The sequence below is a fragment of the Ensifer sp. 38_S197 genome, from assembly GCF_056924495.1.
Genome location: NZ_JBXOVZ010000002.1, coordinates 2,522,462 through 2,542,188 on the forward strand (window position 1 = coordinate 2,522,462; position 19,727 = coordinate 2,542,188).

Annotated in this window: 19 protein-coding genes and 1 pseudogene; 11 read left to right on the plus strand and 9 right to left on the minus strand. The window is 61.7% G+C overall.

Going from position 1 to position 19,727, the window contains the following annotated elements; genetic code table 11:
- Positions 1 to 124 precede the first annotated feature (124 nt).
- The 8 genes and pseudogenes from AC1Z3V_RS25365 to istB all read left to right on the plus strand — a co-directional run bounded on the left by AC1Z3V_RS25365 (position 125) and on the right by istB (position 8,077).
- Complete coding sequence (locus AC1Z3V_RS25365) at positions 125 to 1,318, plus strand: FAD-dependent monooxygenase (protein WP_483502392.1); 1,194 nt, start codon at positions 125 to 127, stop codon at positions 1,316 to 1,318.
- Complete coding sequence (locus AC1Z3V_RS25370) at positions 1,315 to 1,791, plus strand: MarR family winged helix-turn-helix transcriptional regulator (RefSeq protein WP_483502394.1); 477 nt, start codon at positions 1,315 to 1,317, stop codon at positions 1,789 to 1,791. Before AC1Z3V_RS25365 ends, AC1Z3V_RS25370 begins: the two co-directional genes overlap by 4 nt.
- 556 nt (positions 1,792 to 2,347) lie before the next feature.
- Positions 2,348 to 2,605: pseudogene (locus tag AC1Z3V_RS25375) on the plus strand (YjhX family toxin).
- An 8-nt stretch (positions 2,606 to 2,613) separates the two neighbouring features.
- Positions 2,614 to 3,120: a GNAT family N-acetyltransferase gene (locus AC1Z3V_RS25380; RefSeq protein WP_483502395.1), complete on the plus strand. Its 507-nt coding sequence runs from the start codon at positions 2,614 to 2,616 to the stop codon at positions 3,118 to 3,120.
- Between the two features lie 524 nt (positions 3,121 to 3,644).
- On the plus strand, positions 3,645 to 4,475 hold the full coding sequence (locus AC1Z3V_RS25385) for an AraC family transcriptional regulator (protein ID WP_483502396.1): 831 nt from the start codon (positions 3,645 to 3,647) through the stop codon (positions 4,473 to 4,475).
- Positions 4,476 to 4,585: 110 nt separating this feature from the next.
- Entirely contained in the window at positions 4,586 to 5,248 is a 663-nt protein-coding gene (locus AC1Z3V_RS25390) for a LysE family translocator (protein ID WP_483502397.1), read from the plus strand.
- Between the two features lie 481 nt (positions 5,249 to 5,729).
- Positions 5,730 to 7,283 carry an IS21 family transposase gene (istA, locus tag AC1Z3V_RS25395; RefSeq protein ID WP_483497769.1) on the plus strand — a complete coding sequence of 518 codons (1,554 nt, stop codon included), beginning with the start codon at positions 5,730 to 5,732 and terminating at the stop codon, positions 7,281 to 7,283.
- Positions 7,284 to 7,300: 17 nt separating this feature from the next.
- Positions 7,301 to 8,077 carry an IS21-like element helper ATPase IstB gene (istB, locus tag AC1Z3V_RS25400; protein WP_483497768.1) on the plus strand — a complete coding sequence of 259 codons (777 nt, stop codon included), beginning with the start codon at positions 7,301 to 7,303 and terminating at the stop codon, positions 8,075 to 8,077.
- Positions 8,078 to 8,166: 89 nt separating this feature from the next.
- Here the strand turns inward: istB and AC1Z3V_RS25405 are convergent, their stop codons facing one another.
- Positions 8,167 to 9,060: a LysR family transcriptional regulator gene (locus AC1Z3V_RS25405; RefSeq protein WP_483502398.1), complete on the minus strand. Its 894-nt coding sequence runs from the start codon at positions 9,058 to 9,060 to the stop codon at positions 8,167 to 8,169.
- Between the two features lie 68 nt (positions 9,061 to 9,128).
- Between AC1Z3V_RS25405 and AC1Z3V_RS25410 the strand changes: the two genes are divergently transcribed.
- The 3 genes from AC1Z3V_RS25410 (at position 9,129) to AC1Z3V_RS25420 (ending at position 11,491) form a co-directional block, all read left to right on the plus strand.
- The gene (locus AC1Z3V_RS25410) at positions 9,129 to 9,611 is read left to right on the plus strand and encodes a DMT family transporter (protein WP_483502399.1); all 483 of its coding nucleotides are present in this window, start codon (positions 9,129 to 9,131) and stop codon (positions 9,609 to 9,611) included.
- A 41-nt stretch (positions 9,612 to 9,652) separates the two neighbouring features.
- A complete protein-coding gene (locus AC1Z3V_RS25415) occupies positions 9,653 to 10,315 on the plus strand; it encodes an FMN-dependent NADH-azoreductase (RefSeq protein WP_483502400.1) in 663 nt (220 codons plus the stop codon).
- A 285-nt stretch (positions 10,316 to 10,600) separates the two neighbouring features.
- Positions 10,601 to 11,491: a LysR family transcriptional regulator gene (locus AC1Z3V_RS25420; protein WP_483504145.1), complete on the plus strand. Its 891-nt coding sequence runs from the start codon at positions 10,601 to 10,603 to the stop codon at positions 11,489 to 11,491.
- Here AC1Z3V_RS25420 and AC1Z3V_RS25425 read toward each other — a convergent pair.
- The 8 genes from AC1Z3V_RS25425 to trbE are packed head-to-tail and all read right to left on the minus strand — an operon-like array spanning position 11,488 to position 19,726.
- Complete coding sequence (locus AC1Z3V_RS25425; protein ID WP_097543861.1) at positions 11,488 to 11,706, minus strand: DUF2274 domain-containing protein; 219 nt, start codon at positions 11,704 to 11,706, stop codon at positions 11,488 to 11,490. The two genes, AC1Z3V_RS25420 and AC1Z3V_RS25425, sit on opposite strands and share 4 nt — an antisense overlap.
- Before the next feature lies 1 nt (position 11,707).
- Entirely contained in the window at positions 11,708 to 12,970 is a 1,263-nt protein-coding gene (locus AC1Z3V_RS25430; protein WP_483502402.1) for a TraB/TrbI/VirB10 family type IV secretion system protein, read from the minus strand.
- Entirely contained in the window at positions 12,967 to 14,034 is a 1,068-nt protein-coding gene (gene trbG, locus AC1Z3V_RS25435; protein WP_483502404.1) for a P-type conjugative transfer protein TrbG, read from the minus strand. The genes AC1Z3V_RS25430 and trbG overlap by 4 nt, the downstream gene beginning before the upstream one ends.
- Positions 14,031 to 14,714: a conjugal transfer protein TrbF gene (gene trbF / locus AC1Z3V_RS25440; RefSeq protein ID WP_483502406.1), complete on the minus strand. Its 684-nt coding sequence runs from the start codon at positions 14,712 to 14,714 to the stop codon at positions 14,031 to 14,033. The genes trbG and trbF overlap by 4 nt, the downstream gene beginning before the upstream one ends.
- A gap of 2 nt (positions 14,715 to 14,716) precedes the next feature.
- Positions 14,717 to 16,087, minus strand: a complete 1,371-nt coding sequence (trbL, locus tag AC1Z3V_RS25445; RefSeq protein WP_483502408.1) for a P-type conjugative transfer protein TrbL — start codon at positions 16,085 to 16,087, stop codon at positions 14,717 to 14,719.
- A 1-nt stretch (position 16,088) separates the two neighbouring features.
- Complete coding sequence (trbK-alt, locus tag AC1Z3V_RS25450) at positions 16,089 to 16,511, minus strand: putative entry exclusion protein TrbK-alt (protein WP_483502410.1); 423 nt, start codon at positions 16,509 to 16,511, stop codon at positions 16,089 to 16,091.
- 12 nt (positions 16,512 to 16,523) lie between these two features.
- Positions 16,524 to 17,291 carry a P-type conjugative transfer protein TrbJ gene (trbJ, locus tag AC1Z3V_RS25455; RefSeq protein ID WP_483502412.1) on the minus strand — a complete coding sequence of 256 codons (768 nt, stop codon included), beginning with the start codon at positions 17,289 to 17,291 and terminating at the stop codon, positions 16,524 to 16,526.
- Positions 17,288 to 19,726, minus strand: coding sequence for a conjugal transfer protein TrbE (gene trbE, locus AC1Z3V_RS25460; protein WP_483502414.1), 2,439 nt, complete (start codon positions 19,724 to 19,726; stop codon positions 17,288 to 17,290). Before trbE ends, trbJ begins: the two co-directional genes overlap by 4 nt.
- Position 19,727 lies beyond the last annotated feature (1 nt).

The window sequence follows — 19,727 nt, forward strand, 5'->3', positions numbered from 1 at the left end:
ACACTGAGCATCTTCCCCGCGTCCGCTATCCGGTCGAACCACGTTTCGACATGTTCGAAATCACCGGATTGATTTATCACGAATATCGTAATATATGAGTGTCGTGGTAATGTGGGGGCGCGATATGAAAATTCTGGTGATTGGGGCGGGCATTGCTGGCTGTGCCTTGGGGCTTGCACTGTCGAAGGCAGGGATTGCCTGCAAGCTTGTGGATCTGAAGCCCGCGCCAACCACGGCGGGCGGTGCGTTTCTCACCCTTGCGCCGAACGGCATCAAGGCGCTCCGCTCACTGGGCCTCGAAAGCATGCTCGAGGGCGCAGGCGGCTTCGAGCAGTTCGGTCTCGAATTCTTCAACGCCAATGGTCGGAAAATAGCCGTCATCGAGGGTGAGAATGATCTTGACGTTTACGGCGCGCGAGGTGTGGTGATGCGACGCGCCCGCTTGCAGGAGGTGCTTGAAAAGGCGGCACTGGAGGCCGGAATTCCGATTGAGTATGGTCGGCAGGTCAAGTCGGTCAGTGAAACCGGCGATGGCGTGAAGGTCGCTTTCGACGATGGATCGAGCGAACAGGTGGATATCGTCATCGGTGCGGATGGTATCTGGTCGCGGGTGCGGCGCGCGACCTGGCCTCAGGCGCTCAATCCTCTCTATACCGGCATTGTCGATTGCGGGGGATGGGCCGAGGTCGATCTGCCCGACACCACGCGCCAGCAGATGCATTTCGGGCGAAGGGCCTTCTTTGGCTATACTGTGAAGGACAAGACCGCATATTGGTTCACCAACATACCCGAAGCGATTGCGCCGGAACGGGGCGAATTGGAAAATATCGCGCCAGAGGTCTGGCTGACCAAGGTGCGCCAACTTAATTGGGAAACAGTCGAGCCGGTCCGGCATATTCTCGCAATGGCGGATTCCGCTATAGGCGCATGGCCGCTTTACAACATGCCGCCCCTGCCGACTTGGCACACCCGGCGCGTCTGCCTGATCGGCGACGCAGCCCACGCCGTCAGCCCCTCCACCGGACAGGGCGCGAGCCTCGCGATTGAAGATGCGGTGGTACTCGCCATGTGCCTGCGCGATAACGCGGCGCCACAGACGGCGTTCGAGCGATATGTCGACGTGCGAAAAGCGCGGGCCGAAAGCATCGTGGAATTTGGGCGACAGATCGGCGACCGGAAGGTCGCATCGATGATGGGAAGCTGGTTCCGTGACCTCACCTTGGCCTTCTTCTTGCGCATGGGGCGCTCGGCGACCAAAGAACAATATTCCTATCAGATCGACTGGAACGCGAATATGGCGCGAGAGCAGCTTCAATGACCCAACAAGATCGCTCCCAAATCCAGCAGGAGCTTCACGAGGCGCAACGGCTGCAAGGCGCATACTCGGCTGTGCATGCGAGCCACATCGCGGCGAGCCTCGGGATCAATGCCATCGACCTCGAGTGCCTCGACCTTTTGCAAATTCACGGACCGCTGCCGACGGGGCAACTGGCGGCGAAAGCGGGTTTGCGGACCGCGACGATGACCTCGATCCTGGATCGCCTCGAAAAGGCGGGTTTCGTTCACAGGGACAGATCCGGCGAGGACCGCCGCGTGGTGACCGTTCACATCGCGGCCAGGGCTGCGCAGGAGATCGGTCCCCTTTTTCGTCATATCGCGACACATATGGCGAAGGTGGAAGAGCAATTCAGCGACGACGAGCTTGCAATCATTAGCCGCTATGCGAAGCTCGCCGCTTCGGCCGCCATCAGGGCGATTGACGATTTGCGGGCGCCTTCTTCAGACGAATAGGTCATCGCGCGGCGTCGGTCATCCACACCCGAAACTGCCCAAGCCGCGCCTCGTCAAATGCTTCCGTTGCCGCAGCCGCATTCATCTCGGTGATGGTCACGCGCGCCAGCGCTTCCCGCTAAGCTGCTTCGGCCGCCAAAAAGGAGCGCGCTATCGGACCTTCCGAAATCTCGCTGGCTCACGCTGCTGCACGGAAATCGATGCAATATGATTGGGGAGAAGGGAAGCCCTGTTCGGCGGGGGTAGGGAACACGGCTATCGCAGGATAGAAATCGGCGGGGTTGGAATATCAATATCGCGAGCGTCGCAACACACCGCAGCATCTCGCCGCCTCCCTGGTCCGACGTTGCCGTGTTTAAAGTTTTCTGAATAGCTTGCGAGCGCCGTGGTGCCGCATGTAATTGACCATCGCTCGCGAATCCAGTAGCTCATCTTCTATGTTGGAGATTGTGAAAACCGCCTGATGCCCCGGCTTGATCGGGCTCGCTGACGACCACCCCGATTTTATCGGGGTGAGGTTCGTTATGTGTGCGTTTTTTTATCCACGAGCTTATCTATGAACATTTCCAGAGCCGAGCAACGCGTCCTTCACGCGCTCGCTCAGGGCGGCTGTATTAGTCGTCTGTACGACGGCTGAGGCCGGATCGCTGAGGTGCTGTGCTTCACGCGTGATGGCCATGTCCTCTCTGACTGCGACCTTGCCGTCTTCAACAAGTTGCGGCGCAAGCGGCTGATCGAGTTGAAAGCCTCCAGCCCCTATCGCATCTCGCACGCCGGGCGCCGGTCAGTGCGTTCACAATTAGACAACAGGTAGAAAAGATCATGTTGATACGAGAAGAACTACTGCAAGAGCACGCCGCCATCGCCGATATGACGGCTAAAGCCTTCGCCAATATGGAGCATAGTGACCAGACTGAGCCCGCGATCATTGCGCGGTTGCGGGAGGCCGGAGCGCTGTCACTATCTCTGGTCGGCATCGATAGAGGCGATGTCGTCGGGCACGCCGCTTTCTCGTCGGTTACAATCGACGAGACAGACCAAGGATGGTTTGGGCTGGGTCCAGTGTCGGTCCGGCCTGATCGGCAGCGCCAAGGTATCGGCGGCCTGCTCATCCGGCGGGGACTGAGTGAATTGCGTGCGAGAGGCGCGGGCGGGTGCGTCGTCTTGGGTGATCCGGCCTACTATCAACGGTTCGGCTTTGAGAACGACGAAGCACTGCATTATGTTGATGCGCCGTCGCAGTTCTTCATGCGCTTGAGTTTCGTCGATAAAGTGCCAGCAGGTAGGGTGCGATATCATCCTGCATTCGGGGGTGACAGTGGGCAGTGAGCCGCGTCCCATTATGCATACCTAGGTAGTCCGTTCGGTAATCCTATTTGCTGTCGCGCGACAATCAGGATGAGAAAGCGCGACAAACAAGATGAGAATCCTGCGTTCCGGGATTGGCGAAGGGCGTAGCCCGTAGCCGATGCCGGAACGCAAGAGGCGCCTTTTGAAGGGTGCCTGTGATGGTCGTGGTGGGCCGCCGCTGCGAGTGGGCGGTCTGCTGGCGAGGCCGCCGGAGTATTCGCTCGATATGATGCTCGTTTCACGCGGGAAAGTTAGCAGCCTGCAAAGAAACGTGAGTACGGTCTTCATCGAGGAAGGTTTCTATGAAAGACAGCTTACCGCTGTTAAAGCGGCCTTTGAGATCGAAATATCTTTCAATAGAAAGTCTTCATACCATCATCGGCGGAAAATTTGCGGCAGAACCATGCTGGATTGCCTCGTCGCGTCATTAGTCGACTGAACTAGAAAATTTTGGATATGATATAGAGATTGTCAAGCGGCGTATTCGTTAAAAAGGCTATCGTATGGTGCACGTGAAGAAAGATACGGGCAGAATTCGGATATGGCGTAATCAAGAGGTAGCTGGGGTTGAATTACTAAGTGCTTCAGGAACACAGCATCACTTTCCGAAGCATTTTCATGACACCTACGCTATCCATATGCACGAACGCGGAACGATGAAGTTCCTCTGTGATGGACCCTATGCTGCCCTAAGGCCAGGAAATATTAATGTCTTTGAGCCTGGTGTAGTTCACATGTGCTTGCCGGGCGACGAGGAGATGTTGAACTACCGCTGCCTGTTCGTATCCCCTACGTTTCTGCAGTATGCAGTGCTCGACCCTGGGGAAACTCGCCTTCCGTCGCTTGAGCGTCTGCTATGTCTTGGTGATAGCCAGCTCTTCCTGAACCTCTGCAATGCTCATCGATCTCTCGAAACTGACGATAACGCGTTTGAAGCGGAGACGTTGCTCATTGGTGGTCTCGCGGCACTTACCGCTTACTCAACGGGGAAGCAGTACGCTACGAGCGAAGCAGGGAAAGAGCCGCGGCAAGTCACGACCATTCGTGAATTTCTTGACGCCAACTATGACAAGCGCATTGCCCTCGCTGAACTCGCGCGGCTGGTCGATTTGAATCCGGTGTACCTTGTGCGGTCCTTCCGATCGTCGGTTGGATTGCCCCCCCACGCCTATCAACGGCAATTGCGGTTGAGCAAGGCTCGACAACTACTTCGGTCGGGCACTCCACCAGCCGAAGTGGCCAACATCGTTGGCTTCGCGGATCAGAGTCACCTCTCGCGCCTCTTTAAGCAAACGACGGGAGTCACGCCCACTTCCTATGCGCGAGGTTTATAGCCTTCAAGACGGTAAGGCGTCCTTGTGCGAATTTTTCCTACTCTTGCGGCGCGCTATCTCGAGCACGCCACCGCAGTTTTTGACGAAGTCTACGTCAGGCAATGCGCAGAATGAAGAGGAGGATTATTGTGCCAGCTATAGAAAATGTCGGGTTGTTCGTCGGTTCCGCCTTGGCTTTACTCCTGATTCCGGGGCCGGCGGTTCTATACATTTTTGCCCGATCGCTTGAGCAAGGCCGGCTGGCTGGCTTTGTTTCGATTCTCGGCATTCACGCTGCGACAGTTGTACATGTCGTTATCGCGGCTCTGGGGCTGTCGGCGATATTGGCTTCGTCGGCTCTTGCATTCGGCGCAATCCAATACGCCGGCGCAGCTTACTTGACGTGGCTTGGGCTGAAAAGGTTGTTGGGCCAAAGCTACACTCCTGACGACAATGTCACTTTGAAGGCGCATGGCTACGGTCGCCTGCTCCGTGACGGATTTGTCGTCAATCTACTTAATCCCAAGACAGCCCTCTTCTTCCTGGCCTTCCTGCCTCAATTTGTTGACGTAGGCCGAGGCCAGGTAGCGATGCAAATCGCTTTTCTCGGTCTGGTCTATACGTTACTCGGTATTATAACCGACGGCAGCTACGCGCTTGCTGCTGGCTTTGCGGGCAACTACCTGAAGCGCAACCGCGGATTTCTTACGGCCGAGCGTTATGTCAGCGGGGTTCTCTTGATCGGTCTTGGGATAACGGCTGCCTTTGCGGGAAACCGAGTCACCAAATCCTAGCCGAGCGTAGGGCCTTAGCATTTCGCGCAATCATTTGGTTGCATGATTTTGTTTTTTGGGGGGGCTATGGCTTGATGCGGAAAGCGGACATTTCCGTACCAAAGCAGACGGCAGGTAGGTCTACCGCTCCAGACATAGCGGCCCTATAGTTATCGCACCGTGCGCCGCAATGAGCCGGCGGGGAACGCCCGCCGGCCCGTTTGAGCTCCTTTCTATTGTCTGTCATATCTGCCGTCCGCTAGACGGACATCGAAACCTCCGCGACGGTCGTTCGCAACCACAGATGCGGGTTTCGGTAATTCGCGGACAGCGATTCCATTAAATCGCGGACAGCGTTTTCGCTAAATCCGGGACAGGGATTTCGCTAATTCCCGGACAGCGATTTCGGTAAATCCCGGACAGTTTTCTCGGCGACAAAAGATCGACTTTCGCCCGCGCCGTCTTTGTCATTCTGCACCTCGATTTGAGCGAGGTGGGGTGAATGGCGAGACGGAAGCAGGCGAGACTTACGAGTGTGAAGGACATTCGATCGATTTTGAGACTGGCGCACGAACAAGGGCTTTCTGTTCGGGCGATATCGGAACGGCTGAAGATCAGCAAAACGACCGTGTCGACCTACCTTCTGCGGGCTCGGGAAGAGGGTCTGTCATGCTGGCCCCTGCCGCCCGGCCTTGATGACGACGCCGTTTTGCAGCGTCGCCTGTTCCACCGCCGCGGGCGGCCGCCGCAGGATCTGGACGAGCCCAGTTGGGCGAACATCGCCAGCGAGCTGAAGCGCAAAGGGGTGACGCTGACACTGCTATGGCAGGAATATCGCGAGCGGCACCCGAATGGCTATGGATACACATGGTTCTGCGAGCGGTTTGCCGCTTTCGAACAGCGAGCCAATGCGACTTTCCGCAATCGCCACACCGCCGGCGCGGCGATACAGACGGATTATGCCGGACAGACCGTGGCCATCATCGATCCTCTAAGCGGCGAGATCCGGCCGGCGCAGATCTTCGTCGCGGTGCTGCCGGCGTCGCTCTTGACCTTTGCCTATGCGAGCTTCAGCCAGAGGCTGCCGGACTGGATCGAGGGCCAGCAACGGGCGCTGAGCTTCTTCGGCGGCGTGCCGAAAGCCATCGTCTGCGACAATCTGAAGGCGGGCGTTGCCAAGCCCTTGTGGTTCGAGCCGACGATCAACGCGACGTTTGCGGCCTTCGCCGAGCATTACGACACGACGGTCCTGCCTGCTCGTCCAAAACGGCCAAAGGACAAGGCGAAGGTGGAAGGCAGCGTCCTCATCGTCGAGCGCTGGATCCTGGCGCGGCTGCGCAACGAGCACTTCTTCAGCCTTGCCGACCTCAACATCCGGATCAGCCAGCTTCTCGACGATCTCAACAATCGGCCGATGCGCCGCATCGGCAAGTCCCGGCGTCGGCTCTTCGAGGAGATCGAACGCGCGGCACTTGCGCCGCTTCCGGCAACCGCCTTCGAATATGCCGAATGGAAATCGGCGAAGGTCCATCCCGACTACCATGTCGAGGTCGATAAGGCCTTCTACTCTGTGCCGCATCGCCTGATCGGCCGGCAGGTCGAGGTTCGCTTGACCTCCCGGATCGTCGAAGTCTTCCACGATCACAAGCGTGTCGCCAGCCACCGCCGCACCTCGCAGCGCGCCGGGCACGTCACCGTCAGCGAGCACATGCCGAAGACGCATCAGCACTACGCCAACACCACGCCGGCGAGCCTGATCAAGCAGGCCGCGAAGGTCGGCGGCAATACGGCGATTCTGGTCGAGCGGCTGATGCGCGACAGGCCGCATCCGCAGCAGGGATACCGCGCCGCGCAGGGCGTTCTGTCACTCTCGCGTCGCTACGGCCCCGAGCGTCTCGAGGCGGCATGCGAACGGGCGCTGACGATCAATGCGCTCAGCTATTCGTCCGTCAGCACCATCCTCAAATCCGGTCTCGATCAGGCTCCGCCCGCCGCCGAGCCGGTTAAGCCCGCTCCTCCACACAACAACATCCGCGGCAGCTCCTATTACCAGTGAAGAAAGGAAGCCTCTCAATGCTCACTCATCCAACCCTCGACCAGATGATCGCGCTCGGCCTGTCCGGCATGGCGACAGCTTATCGCGAACTGAGCGACCAGCCGCAGGGCAACGATCTCAGCCGCGATGAATGGCTCGGCCTGATGCTCGACCGGGAGATCGCCGTTCGTGCCGACAAGCGCCTGACCAATCGGCTGGTAACCGCCAAACTGCGCTTCCCCGACGCCTGTATCGAGAACATCGACTTCGCCGCAACACGGGGGCTCGACCGTCGGCAAATCCTCTCGCTCGCGCAAGGAGCCTGGCTCAAAGCCCATGAACATCTGATCCTCACCGGACAAACGGGAACAGGCAAAACCTGGCTCGCCTGCGCCATCGGACGACAGGCCGCGCGGCTCGACTATTCCGTTCTCTATGTCCGCATGCCCAGGCTCTTCGAAGATCTGGCGCTCGCCCGTCTCGACGGCCGCTTCCCACGACTGGTCGACAAGCTCGCCCGCGTCCAACTGCTGATCCTCGACGATTGGGGCACGCATGCCCTCACCGATCAGCAGAGGCGCGATCTCCTGGAAATCTTCGAAGAGCGCTATCGCAGGAAATCGACCCTCATCACCGCGCAACTGCCGGTCGCCCAATGGCATGAGATGATCGGCGAGCCGACGATCGCCGACGCTATTCTCGATCGTATCGTTCACAACGCCCATCGAATTGCCCTCGAAGGCGACAGCATGCGAAAACCAAAATCACGGCTGCTCTTGACCACAACGCAAAACGACGAAATCAATAGCCGCTGACATCAACCAGGCGGACGAAAGTCGATCCCGTGAAACTGTCCGGGAATTAATGAAACGACTGTCCGCGATTTACCGGAATCGGTGTCCCGTTAATCCGAAATCCGCAACCACAGATGCGCGGGATCGCTACCGCGTCGTTCATGCCAGGCCTGAACGTAGGAAAATGGCGGTATCGAAAACGGCGGCTCGAACACAGCTAGCACCGGATTATGCTCTTGGAAGGTGAGGGCTTTGCGGGCGATGGTGAGTACAAGATCCGTCCCTTGGATTAGCCGCGGCGCATTACCCCAATGCGGCAGGGTGACGGCGATGCGACGAGTGTGGCCGATGGCATGAAGGGCCATCTCAATCTCGGTGTTGACCTCGACGCTCATCGCAACAAGCATATGCGGCCGGGCAAGATAGCTCTCCATGTCTAGGCAGCCATCGCTCCCCAGACTATTCCGATCCGCAATGCACGCGTAGTCCTCGACGAAAAGCTGCTCCAGCTCGATCCGTTCGGGTCGATCAGGAAATACGCCGAGCGCCAGATCGCAGTCTCCATCCAGCACCTGGCGAAGCATCCCCTCCCGGCTTGATTGGGTGACTGCCAGGTCGATGCCCGGAGCTTCAAGGCGTAGCTTTTTCAGGAGGTCGGGAAGGATCACGGCGGAGGCATAATCCGACATCATTATACGGAACGTCCGCTTCTCCGTTGCCGCATCGAATCCTCCGGGTCCCAGAACCTCACGCATCTGCCGCAAGGCCTCGGCCAGCGCTGGAGCGATGTCATGCGCTCTTACGCTCGGTACGAGTTGCCCATCACGGCGGATCAGCAATGGATCATCGAAAAGCTGGCGCAGCCGCGCTAGCGCGTGACTGACAGCCGGCTGGCTCATGTTCAGCCGCGAGGCTGTTCGTGACACATGCCGCTCGGCCAGCAGCGCATCCAGCACCACCAAGAGATTGAGATCGACGCCGCGAAGATTATTCATACTGTGCATGTAAAGATATTATATCAGAATTTCCATTTATAAAACAGATAATGCAATTGGTTGCGCATGGAGGTTCCATGCAAACCAACTCGCTGTTTCTCATTCTCGCCGCTATCGTCTCCGGTGCGGTCGTTCCGTTTCAGGCTGGACCCAACGCAATCCTGGGTCGGACGCTTGGCCATCCCCTATGGGGTACGCTCATTTCCCTATGCGTTAGCCTCGCCTGCATCCTGCCGGTCATGGTGCTGGCAAGGGTAGGGGCACCAAACCTATCGAATCTGGCGCAGGCCCCTCGTTGGATTTGGATCGGCGGTATCGTCGGCGCCATTTATGTGACGAGCACGCTCATGCTCGCACCAAAGCTCGGCGCCGCCGGTTTCATTACAGCGGCCATTGCCGGGCAAATGCTGGCCTCGATCATTATCGATCAATGGGGCCTGATCGGTTTCCCTCAAAAACCCGTCTCATTGCTCCGCCTTGCCGGTCTCTGCCTGATCTTTCTCGGGCTGGTCGTGATGCAGTTGCAGGCGCTCGGCCTGAAGCCGCCCGCAAGCTCGTGACAGCGCGAATATTCACTCCAATCACTCAGGAGAAATCACCCATGAACCTGCTCCATATCGATACCAGCATCCGCGGCGAGCAATCTGTGAGCCGCTTGCTGTCGAGAGCTACTGTCCAGCGGATGCAGGAGCATGATCCGGCAGTTGACGTCATCTATCGCGATTTGGTCGCTACTCCCGTTCCGCATCTCACAGGCGAACATCTCGCAGGATCCCTGTCCGTGAAGGAAGAGATCGCCTTGGGCGAAGAGCTTCTGGAGGAGTTCATCAGCGCCGATGTCGTCGTCATCGGCGTCGCCTTCTATAACCTGACCATCTCGAGCCAACTCAAGGCGTGGATCGACCGTATTGTGGTAGCGGGGAAGACGTTCCGCTACACGGAGAGCGGTTCCGAGGGTCTGGCGTATGACAAACGGGTGATCCTGACCGTCGCAAGGGGCGGCGAATTTCGACAAGGTGCTGGGCTTAATTCGTCCGAGCATGCCGAAGCTTATCTGCGTTCGATGTTCGCGTTCATCGGCGTGACAAGGCTGGATGTCGTCGTGGCGGAAGGACTCGCCATCAGCGAAGAGCACACTGAAAGAGGCAAGCAGGCTGCATTCGAGGCCATATCGGCCCTCGATCCTGTTTGCGATTTGTGCGCGACCGGACAGCGCGAAGGGTTGCCTCGGGCAGCAAGACAAGAAGTGACGCACCATGCCTGACTGTCATTATCCTGCTCAACGTCCGTGCCCGAAAGGGCCGCCGTCTCGCGCAGCTACGGACAGCGAGAGCCTCAGCGCGCGCGTTGTATGTAAACCGATCGACAAACCATTGAACGACATCTACGTTTGCGGCCGTGGTGAGAGCGCTTTTGTTCTCTTCGCACCGACAGCATCCGATTTACTTTCGCAACTTGTCAGGGCTCGTTCCGTTCCCCGCAGGACCGGAGGCCTCGGAACTCGCTTGAAGAGGCCCGGGTCCTGACAGCGCAGTTCGAACTCAAACATCTGCGCTATGCCGTCGCCGCCACGCGCTACAGGAGCTTTCGGAAAGCGGCCGATGCCCTCGGGGTCAAGCAGTCGACGCTCAGCCGGGGCATTGCCCATCTGGAGGCTCGCCTCGGGGTAATCCTATTCGAGCGCACCAGCGGCGGTGTTAGGTTGACAATGGCGGGCGACGAGATTTTGCGCACCTCGACGCACCTGCTCGAAACACTGGATCAGATGATCTCCACGGCCCGGAATATCGGCAACGGCGATGCCGGTCACATGACCGTCGGGTTCTACACGTCGCTGTCGGCCGGAAACCTGCGCGCGAGCCTTGTGGAATATGCCGCGCGCTTTCCGAAGGTCGATATCCGGACTCATGAAGGTGCGTGTGCATGCCTGTTTGCCGGTGTCGATTCAGGCAGGATCGATATCGCCATCACAACGGGAGATCCGATCGCTCGGGACGGCAATGTCATGGCCCTCTGGAGCGAGCGCATCATGGTCGCGCTACCGGAAGGCCATCGGCTGGCTGGAAACAACATTGTCTACTGGACCGACCTGAAAGACGAGACCTTCCTGCTCAGCCAGCGCGACCCGGGGCCGGAGATCCAGGACATTCTGCTGTCGAAGCTCGCTGCGCCCGGCGAGCGGCCCAGGGTGATCAGCCACGACATCACCAAAGAGAACATCAAGAGCCTGGTTGGAGCTGGTTTCGGTGTCAGCCCCATGTGCGAGGCGTGCGTTGGTGCGAACTATCCAGGCGTCGTCTATCGCGAGGCACGGGACGGCAATGGGCCTAGCCGGATCAGCTACACAGCATATTGGAGGAGCGACAATAGCAACCCGGCCTTGGCGGGTTTCATATCGCTCCTCAAAGAGCGCCACCCCTCTGTGTCCCTTGGCGATTAAGGGCCTCGCCTTGCTTTTGCGAACCCACGATCCGTTGCCATAAATCGTTCGAGCATCGGCACGATCAGCCGGACGGGGTCGCCCGGCGGATGGCTGCTCTCGCGGCCGAGGATTTCGGCATAGGCGGTCAGGTCGCGATGCAGGCTGGCAGGCAGCTCAAGCGTGACCTTGACCGGCTTGTCATCAGCGATCGGACCGAGTTTCAACTTTGCCATTTTAGCCCCCATAGGGTTCGAGCACGAGATCTCGCGTGACGATGACGCGGACCGGGAAGCCGGGCCGGACCGTCAGAGTTGGCACGATGTTGAGCTGGCGGCTGACGATCTGCTGGCCGGTTTGGCTGATGCTGTCGCCAGCGCCTTGGCGTAGCGCGCGCACGATGTCGCTCTCGTCACCCGATGATCCGGTTTGCGCACCAATGCTGAGCAGCGTCGAGAGCGCTGCCGCTTTGAACAACTCGCCCCAGTGATAATCCACGCCATCCTCCAGGCCGGCATAGCCTTCCGCATCCGTGCCGGGCTGGCGCTCCAGCACGATGGAACGGCCGTTCGGGAAGATCAGCCGGTTCCAGACGAGCAGGATACGGCGCTGGCCGAAGCCGACGCCGCTGTCGTACTGGCCGATGACGCGCGTACCCTGGGGCACGAGCAGGATTTTGCCTGTCGGGCTGTCATAGACATTCTCCGTCACCTGGGCGGTGATCTGGCCGGGCAGATCCGAGCGGATGCCGGTGATCAGCGCCGCGGAGATCACTGCGCCCGCCTGAAGGATGTTGGCCGAGGCCGGCGCCGCCACACGATCGGACGAGACGGTACGCTTGTCGGGCGTCTGGTTGAGGAAGGCGAGCTGCCTGTCCTGTGCTGAAGGCGTGGACGGTTGCGGCGCCAGGCCGAGGCTGGCGAGGTCGGTTTGTGGCGTGGTTACGGTTGTCGGCTGCGCCGCGTTGTTGTTGGCAGGCCGGGTCTCGGTCGAGGCGAACAGTCGTGCGGTGCGCGCGGCCTCCAGCTCCTGAAGGCGGCGCTGCTCTTCGGGACTCGGCCCGGACGGCACCGCACCGGGCGTCGCAATGGTTGGGGACGGCACGGACTGACCGTTGTTTTGTGCGTTCAGGATCGGTCTGCCGAGGTCGCCGGGCAAAGGCGGGCCGAGCTTCGGGCCGGTATAGTCCTTAGGCAGGCTGTTGAGACCGTCCGGCGTCGTGCGGTTGTCGGTGGCGTAAAGCTCTTCATTCTGCTTGCCGCCGTGCTGGGTCTGAAGGGCATAGATGAGCGCGCCGCCGATGCCGACACCTGCGGCAAGGCCGAGACCGGCCAGCACCTTGCGCGACAGACGGGTGACGCGCGGCGGTTCGGGACGCAGCCGCATGGGCGCGACCGGCTCGCCGGTCAGCGGCCGGGCATCATCGTCCGCAACCTCCGGCGGGAGGGCGGGTTCGGGCTTACGCCCTTCTTCCTTCTCGGGATCGAGTTCGCTGGTCACGATGCCGGCCTCCCGTCGGTACGAGATATGCGGATACGCTTCTGATGCTTGTCGGAACCGAAGCGCAGCTCGGCGGCGGCGAAGAGCCTATCGACGATAATGTAATTGCCGCGCACCCGGTAGTTCACGAGTTCGGAAGTGTCGCCCTCCGGGCCGACGACGAAGAGCGGCGGCATTTCGCCCTGACCGATGCCGCGCGGGAATTCGATGAACACCTGGCGGCCGTCGTCGAAGGCACGTAGCGGTCGCCACGGTGCGCGGTCGCCTGTCACGTCGTAGCGGAAATTCACTTTCGATAGATCGATGCCGCTGGCGACAGGCTGAGCTGCCTGCGCCTCGATATTCTGGCGGCGAAGCGCGATGAGCTGGTCCTGCGGATACTGCCAGGAGACCGAAGCCATATAGGTCGAGGGCGTTGAGCGTAGCTCCATGTGATAGGTGCGGCGGTCGGTGTTGATGACGAGATTGGTCATCAGCTCGGCCCGGGTCGGCTTCACGAGGATATGGATCTGCTTGCCCGCACCGGTGCCGCTTTCGGTATCGCCGATGATCCAGCGCACTGTGTCGCCGGCAGCGACGGGGCCGGAGCCAACCAGCGTTTCGCCGGGCTGCAGCGCAATGTCGGTGATCTGCCCGACGGCGGTGTAGACCTGATAGAGGGCGCCCGCCGTGAAGGGATAGACCTGCATGGAGTTGATGAACCCGTCGCGGACGGGCTGCACGCGCGCCTGTGCGTTGGCGAGATTGACGCGCGCGGTCGGGTCGGCCGCTTCCGGCGCGGGCTTGCCGTCCTTGCCGACCGGCTTCAACTGGCCAGGCAGCGGCAAAGGCTTCGGCAGTTCGACCACCGTCACGGGCGCCGGCGGATCGACGGCCTGCACGGCGGGCGCGGCGTCGTCATAGGCGATGTCGGGCGGCGGGGTCGTCGTGGCGCAGCCGCCGAGTGTGGTGGCGGAAAGCAGAAAAACCGCGAAGGCGGATTTACGGAAAGCCGGAACGGCGGGAATGGGGAAAGCCGGACTTCCCGCGTTTCCGGGGGCGGCGGCGCGGAAGTTCGGTGTCATTGTCCAAGCTCCTTCGACCAATTGATGGCGTTGACGTAGATTCCGAGCGGATTGGCCCGGAGTTTTTCGGCGTCGCGCGGCGTCTGCACGGCGACGGTGAGGATGGCGGACCAGCGTTCGGTCGAGGCGAGCGAGCCATCCTGATAGCGGCGCTCGATCCAGGCGACGCGGAAGCTCGTCGGCGAGGCCCGAATGACCGACGACACCTCTATTGCGATCTGCTGCTTGCCGACCTTGGTGAAGGGATCGTTGGCGCGGGCATAGTCGCTCAGTGCGAGCGCGCCGGCCTGCGTGGTGAAGTCATAGGCGCGGAGCCAGTTCTGCCGGACGATGATCGCATCGGCCGGGATCGAGCGGACCTGCTCGATGAAGCGGGCGAGGTAGAAGGCGATCTGCGGATCGCCCGGCTGATAGTCAGCGGTCGCCGGTGCGACGGCCTGCGCCTGACCCAACCGATCGACCTGCACCACCCACGGCACGATCGAACCGCTCATGGATTGCCAGACGAGCGCGGCGGAGAGACCTGCGGAGAGCGCAAGCGAACCGAAGGCCATGATGCGCCAGTTGCGGGCCTGCACGCGGGCGGAGCCGATGCGGTCGTCCCACACCTGCGCGGCGCGCTGGTACGGCGTATCGGGTTGGGGGGATTTGCCGTAATGGGTGGATGGTCGTTTGAACATGGTCAGTCGCTTTCGGAGAGGTTGACGGAAGAGCCGCCGCCATGGCTGTCGCCGGATTTGACGGCATGGGCGGCGGCCTGGACGCCGTGGGACATTTGCTGTGAGCGCTTCATGCGCTTTGCCCAGGCCGGCGGGCCGTCCGCGGCGGCGGTCGATGTGGATGCGGTGGAAGCGGCATCGGCATCAGCAGCATCGCCACCGATCGTGCCGGCGGTGGATGATCCGCCGGTCATCTCGAAGGCTGTGCGCGCGCCGGACTGGTAGCTGGACTTGAGGCTGTCGGCTGCGCGGCCTGCCGCACGTTTCAGCGGCGAAGCGGCGGCCTGAGCTCCGGCGTTGGCAACGCTGCCGAGACCAGATGTTATGCCGGATACGCCAGTCTGCCCGGCAGCGCCGAGGCTGTAGGCGGTCGATGCCCCACCGGCGAGCGCCGCTCCGCCTCGGGCAGCAGCGGCAGCTCCGCCAGCAAGGGCAACCCCTCCGGACGCGACAGCGCCGACTGTGGCAGCGCCTGCCGCCACCATGCCGCCGGCGGCAAGACCGGTGCCGATCGCAGCACCCGCGCCAAGCTGCGGACCACCTGAGACGAGGCCATTGGCGATGCCGGGTCCGAAGATGCCGAGGCCGAGCAGCGAGAGCGCCGCGAGCACGATTGCCATGGCGTCGTCGATTGAGGGCGTGGCCCCGTTGAATCCTTGGGTGAACTCGGAAAACAGCGTCGAGCCGATGCCGATGATGACGGCGAGGACCAGCACCTTAATGCCGGAGGAAATGACGTTGCCGAGCACCCGTTCGGCCATGAAGGCGGACTTGCCGAACAGGCCGAAGGGGATGAGCACGAAGCCGGCGAGCGTCGTCAGCTTGAACTCGATCAGGGTGACGAAGAGCTGGATGGCGAGGACGAAGAAGGCGAGCAGCACCAGCATCCAGGCGAACAGCATGCAGGCGATCTGGATGAAGTTCTCGAAGAAGGACCAGTAGCCCATCAGGTTCGAGATCGAGTCGAGCAGCGGCCGGCCCGCATCAAGGCCGGTCTGCGCCACCTTGCCGGGCCGAAGCAGATCGGTAACGGAAAATCCCGTGCCCGAGGCCTTCAGTCCGAGCCCGGCAAAACTCTCAAAGACGATGCGGGCGAGGTTGTTCCAGTTGGAAATCAGATAGGCGAAGATGCCGACGAACAGCGTCTTCTTGACCAGCCGCGCCATGATGTCGTCATCGGCGCCCCAGGACCAGAACAGGGCCGCCAGCGTGACGTCGATGATGATCAGCGTCGTGGCGATGAAGCCGACCTCGCCGCCGAGCAGGCCGAAGCCACCGTCAATGTAGCGGGTGAAGACTTCGAGAAAATGGTCGATGACGCCGGTGCCGCCCATGTCAGTGCGCTCCCGGCCGGACGGGTTCGGGCTGCGCAACCGGCGCGGCGTCTTCTCCCGCCGGTGCGCTTTCCTTGATGGGTGAATTGTCGGACGGCGATGGCCTGCCTGGAAACAGCGTGGCCGGCCCTTCGGGAGCCGGGGTTTTCACCGTGCCTGGCTGCTTTGCCGGGCCTTGCCCCAGAAAGCGGTCACGGTTCTCGGCCCAGGCATCGAGGCAGGCGGGATCTCGCGTGGCCGCTTCGCCGATGTCGCGGCAATGGCGCAGTATCCGGCGGAGCGCCGCGTCCTCGCCGGACAGGACGGGCCGGAGGGTCTGAACCTCCGGCTCCTTCTCCTTGCGGGTCAGTTCGATCACCGTGGCGGTGATGGCGACGCCGACGAAGACGACGGCGCCGAGCCGGGCGAGCATCTTGCCGTCCATGGCTGTGCTCCCTCAGTTGCCGCTGTTCGGGAACATCCGGGCATTGCCCGGCTGATAGCCGGTGCCCGGCGTCAGGAAGCGGCGGCGCTGTTCGCGGCCCTGTTCGGCGGCGGCGGCCTGTTCGGCCGATTGCAGCGCCTGCGCCCGGCCGTTGGCTGTGACGACGGCAGTGAGGTCGGCGAGCTGCTGCGCCTGGAGGGCGAGAAGCTGGTTGCCGGCCTGCGTTGCCTGCAGGGCACCGGTTGCTGACTGGCTGGCGCCGACCAGCGCCGACATCTGCGTGCGGTTGGTGTCGATATTGCCGACGACGGTGGCCTGCACCCGCATTGCGTCCTGCAGGCCGCCGACCGTATTCTGCCAGCGGGTTTTGGCGTCGGTGACGAGCTGTGTATCCGACGCCGACATCGAGACGTTGGCGTATTTGCTCTGGAACGCCTGGTCGATCTGCTGGACGTCGTAGGCGATGTTCTGCGCCTGGGCGAGAAGCTGCTGGGTGCGCTGCACCGACTGCTGAAGCTGTTGCAGCGAGGAGTAAGGCAGGCTTGCCAGATTGCGGGCCTGGTTGATGAGCATCTGCGCTTCGTTCTGAAGCGAGGTGATCTGGTTGGTGATCTGCTGGAGCGCGCGGGCGGCCTGAAGCACGTTCTGCGCATAGTTGGTCGGGTCGTAGACGATGATGGCGTGCGCCGGCGTCGCCAGCATGGGGGCAAGCGCGACGGGCGCGGCAAGCAATGCGATGGCAACGCGGCGGCCAAGCGAACGGGATCGGTGCAGGTTCATGGCAGTTTCTCCAGGCTGGTGAGGTTGGGAATGAGATCGGCCGCCCAGCCCACGCCGCGATGGCGCAGCCAGGCCCCAAGGAAGCCGCCGAGACCGTGTTCAGCGACGATGTGCGCGATGGCGGTCTGGTCGGTCTTGGAAGACGCGGCGCAGAGGGCGAGCGCGACCTCGCTGAGGCCCAGCTCGAAGAGGCGGTTGCCGCGCCGCGACTGGCAGTAGTAATCGCGCTTGGGCATGGCCCGCGCGATGATCTCGATCTGGCGGTCATTGAGGCCAAAGCGACGGTAGATGGCAGTGATCTGCGGCTCGATCGCCCGTTCGTTCGGGAGCAGGAGCCGGGTCTGGCAGCTCTCGATGATGGCGGGCGCGATGGCCGAGCCGTCGATGTCGGAGAGCGATTGGGTGGCGAAAATGACGGAGGCGTTCTTCTTGCGTAGCGTCTTCAGCCATTCGCGGAGCTGCCCCGCAAAACCTTCGTCGTCCAGCGCCAGCCAGCCTTCATCGATGATGACGAGGGTCGGCGATCCGTCGAGCCGGTCTTCGATCCGGTGGAAGAGATAGGCGAGTACCGCGGGAGCGGCATCGCTGCCGATCAGCCCCTCGGTCTCGAAGGCCTGGACGGTGGCCGTGCCGAGGTGTTCGGTCTCGGCATCGAGCAGCCGGCCCCAGGCGCCGCCAATGCAATAGGGACGTAGCGCCTGCTTCAGGTCATTGGACTGGAGCAGGACGCAAAGCCCCGTGATCGTGCGTTCCTCGACCGGCGCGGAAGCCAATGAAGTCAGCGCCGTCCAGATGTGCTCCTTCACCTCCGGGGTGATGGCGACGCCTTCGCGCATGAGGATCGCGACGATCCAGTCGGCGGCCCAGGCGCGTTCGGGAACGTCGTGGACGCGCGCGAGCGGCTGAAGCGAAACGCTGTCGGCGCTGCCTTCGGTGAGGCCGCCGCCGAGATCGTGCCAATCGCCGCCCATGGCCAGCGCGGCGGCACGGATCGAGCCACCGAAGTCGAAGGCGAAGACCTGTGATCCGGCATAGCGGCGGAACTGGAGCGCCATCAGCGCGAGCAGAACGGATTTGCCCGCGCCGGTCGGGCCGACGATCAGCGTGTGCCCGACATCGCCGACGTGAAGGGAAAACCGGAACGGGGTCGAGCCTTCGGTCTTGCCGAAGAGCAGTGGGGGCGCTGCAAAATGCTCGTCCCGTTCCGGCCCCGCCCACACCGCCGATAGCGGGATCATGTGGGCGAGATTGAGGGTGGAAATCGGTGGCTGCCGTACATTGGCGTAGACATGCCCCGGCAGCGAGCCGAGCCAGGCGTCCACTGCGTTGATGGTTTCGGCCATTGCCGTGAAATCGCGGCCCTGGATGACCTTCTCGACCAGCCGCAGTTTCTCATCGGCGCCGCGGGGATCGGCATCCCAGACCGTCACGGTCGCGGTGACATAGGCGATCCCGGCATAGTCGGCGCCCAGTTCCTGAAGCGCGAGGTCGGCGTCGGCCGCCTTGTTCGACGCATCGGTATCGACCAGCACCGACGCCTCGTTGGTCATCACCTCCTTGAGGATCGCGGCGATCGACTTGCGCTTGGCGAACCACTGGCGGCGGATCTTGGTCAGCAGCTTGGTCGCATCGGTCTTGTCGAGCAGGATCGCGCGCGTCGACCAGCGATAGGGGAAGGCCAGACGGTTCAGCTCATCGAGCAGGCCGGGCGTCGTTGCCGTGGGAAAGCCGGTGATGGTGAGAACGCGGAGATGCTGGCTGCCGAGGCGGGGTTCGAGACCGCCGGTCAGCGGCTGATCGGCCAGCAGCGCGTCGAGATACATCGGCGTCTCGGGCACGCGGACGCGGTGGCGGTTGGTCGAAACGCAGCCATGCAGATAGGTCAGCGTCTCGGCATCATCGAGCCAGCGGCATTCCGGCATGAAGGCTTCGACGAGCCGCAGGATGCGGTCGGTGCGATCGGCAAAGCCGGTCAGCGCCTCATGGGGATCGACGCCCGACCGCTCGCGGCCCTCGTAGAGCCAGGTCTCGGCGCGGGCGGCGTCCTCGGCCGGCGGCAGGAAGGTGAAGGTCAAGAAATAGCTGGATTCGAAATGCGCCCCGGCTTCCTCGAAATCGGCCTTGCGCTCGGCATCGACCAGAGCGGAGGCTGCATCGGGGAACAGGCTTGCGGGGTAACTTTGCGCCGCATGCCTGACGGCATCGACGAAGATCGCCCAGCCCGAACCGAGACGGCGGAAGGCATTGTTGAGGCGGCCGGCGACTGCGACCAGCTCGGCAGGCACCGCCGAATCCAGATCGGGACCGCGGAATTGCGCGGTGCTCTGGAAGCTGCCGTCCTTGTTGAGCACGATGCCCTGTTCGACCAAGGCGGCCCAGGGCAGGAAGTCGGCGAGCCGGCTGTTGCGGTTGCGATATTCGGCGAGGTTCATCATG

Excerpts from the sequence above, each read along its gene's own strand:
- AC1Z3V_RS25390 (WP_483502397.1), top strand. The coding sequence starts at position 4,586 with ATGAAGAGGAGGATTATTGTGCCAGCTATAGAAAATGTCGGGTTGTTC.
- AC1Z3V_RS25380 (WP_483502395.1), top strand. The coding sequence starts at position 2,614 with ATGTTGATACGAGAAGAACTACTGCAAGAGCACGCCGCCATCGCCGAT.
- AC1Z3V_RS25370 (WP_483502394.1), top strand. The coding sequence starts at position 1,315 with ATGACCCAACAAGATCGCTCCCAAATCCAGCAGGAGCTTCACGAGGCG.
- trbK-alt (WP_483502410.1), bottom strand. The coding sequence starts at position 16,511 with ATGGACGGCAAGATGCTCGCCCGGCTCGGCGCCGTCGTCTTCGTCGGC.
- trbF (WP_483502406.1), bottom strand. The coding sequence starts at position 14,714 with ATGTTCAAACGACCATCCACCCATTACGGCAAATCCCCCCAACCCGAT.
- AC1Z3V_RS25425 (WP_097543861.1), bottom strand. The coding sequence starts at position 11,706 with ATGGCAAAGTTGAAACTCGGTCCGATCGCTGATGACAAGCCGGTCAAG.
- AC1Z3V_RS25410 (WP_483502399.1), top strand. The coding sequence starts at position 9,129 with ATGCAAACCAACTCGCTGTTTCTCATTCTCGCCGCTATCGTCTCCGGT.
- istA (WP_483497769.1), top strand. The coding sequence starts at position 5,730 with ATGGCGAGACGGAAGCAGGCGAGACTTACGAGTGTGAAGGACATTCGA.
- istB (WP_483497768.1), top strand. The coding sequence starts at position 7,301 with ATGCTCACTCATCCAACCCTCGACCAGATGATCGCGCTCGGCCTGTCC.
- trbG (WP_483502404.1), bottom strand. The coding sequence starts at position 14,034 with ATGACACCGAACTTCCGCGCCGCCGCCCCCGGAAACGCGGGAAGTCCG.
- trbL (WP_483502408.1), bottom strand. The coding sequence starts at position 16,087 with ATGGGCGGCACCGGCGTCATCGACCATTTTCTCGAAGTCTTCACCCGC.
- AC1Z3V_RS25365 (WP_483502392.1), top strand. The coding sequence starts at position 125 with ATGAAAATTCTGGTGATTGGGGCGGGCATTGCTGGCTGTGCCTTGGGG.
- trbE (WP_483502414.1), bottom strand. The coding sequence starts at position 19,726 with ATGATGAACCTCGCCGAATATCGCAACCGCAACAGCCGGCTCGCCGAC.
- AC1Z3V_RS25415 (WP_483502400.1), top strand. The coding sequence starts at position 9,653 with ATGAACCTGCTCCATATCGATACCAGCATCCGCGGCGAGCAATCTGTG.
- AC1Z3V_RS25385 (WP_483502396.1), top strand. The coding sequence starts at position 3,645 with ATGGTGCACGTGAAGAAAGATACGGGCAGAATTCGGATATGGCGTAAT.
- trbJ (WP_483502412.1), bottom strand. The coding sequence starts at position 17,291 with ATGAACCTGCACCGATCCCGTTCGCTTGGCCGCCGCGTTGCCATCGCA.
- AC1Z3V_RS25405 (WP_483502398.1), bottom strand. The coding sequence starts at position 9,060 with ATGCACAGTATGAATAATCTTCGCGGCGTCGATCTCAATCTCTTGGTG.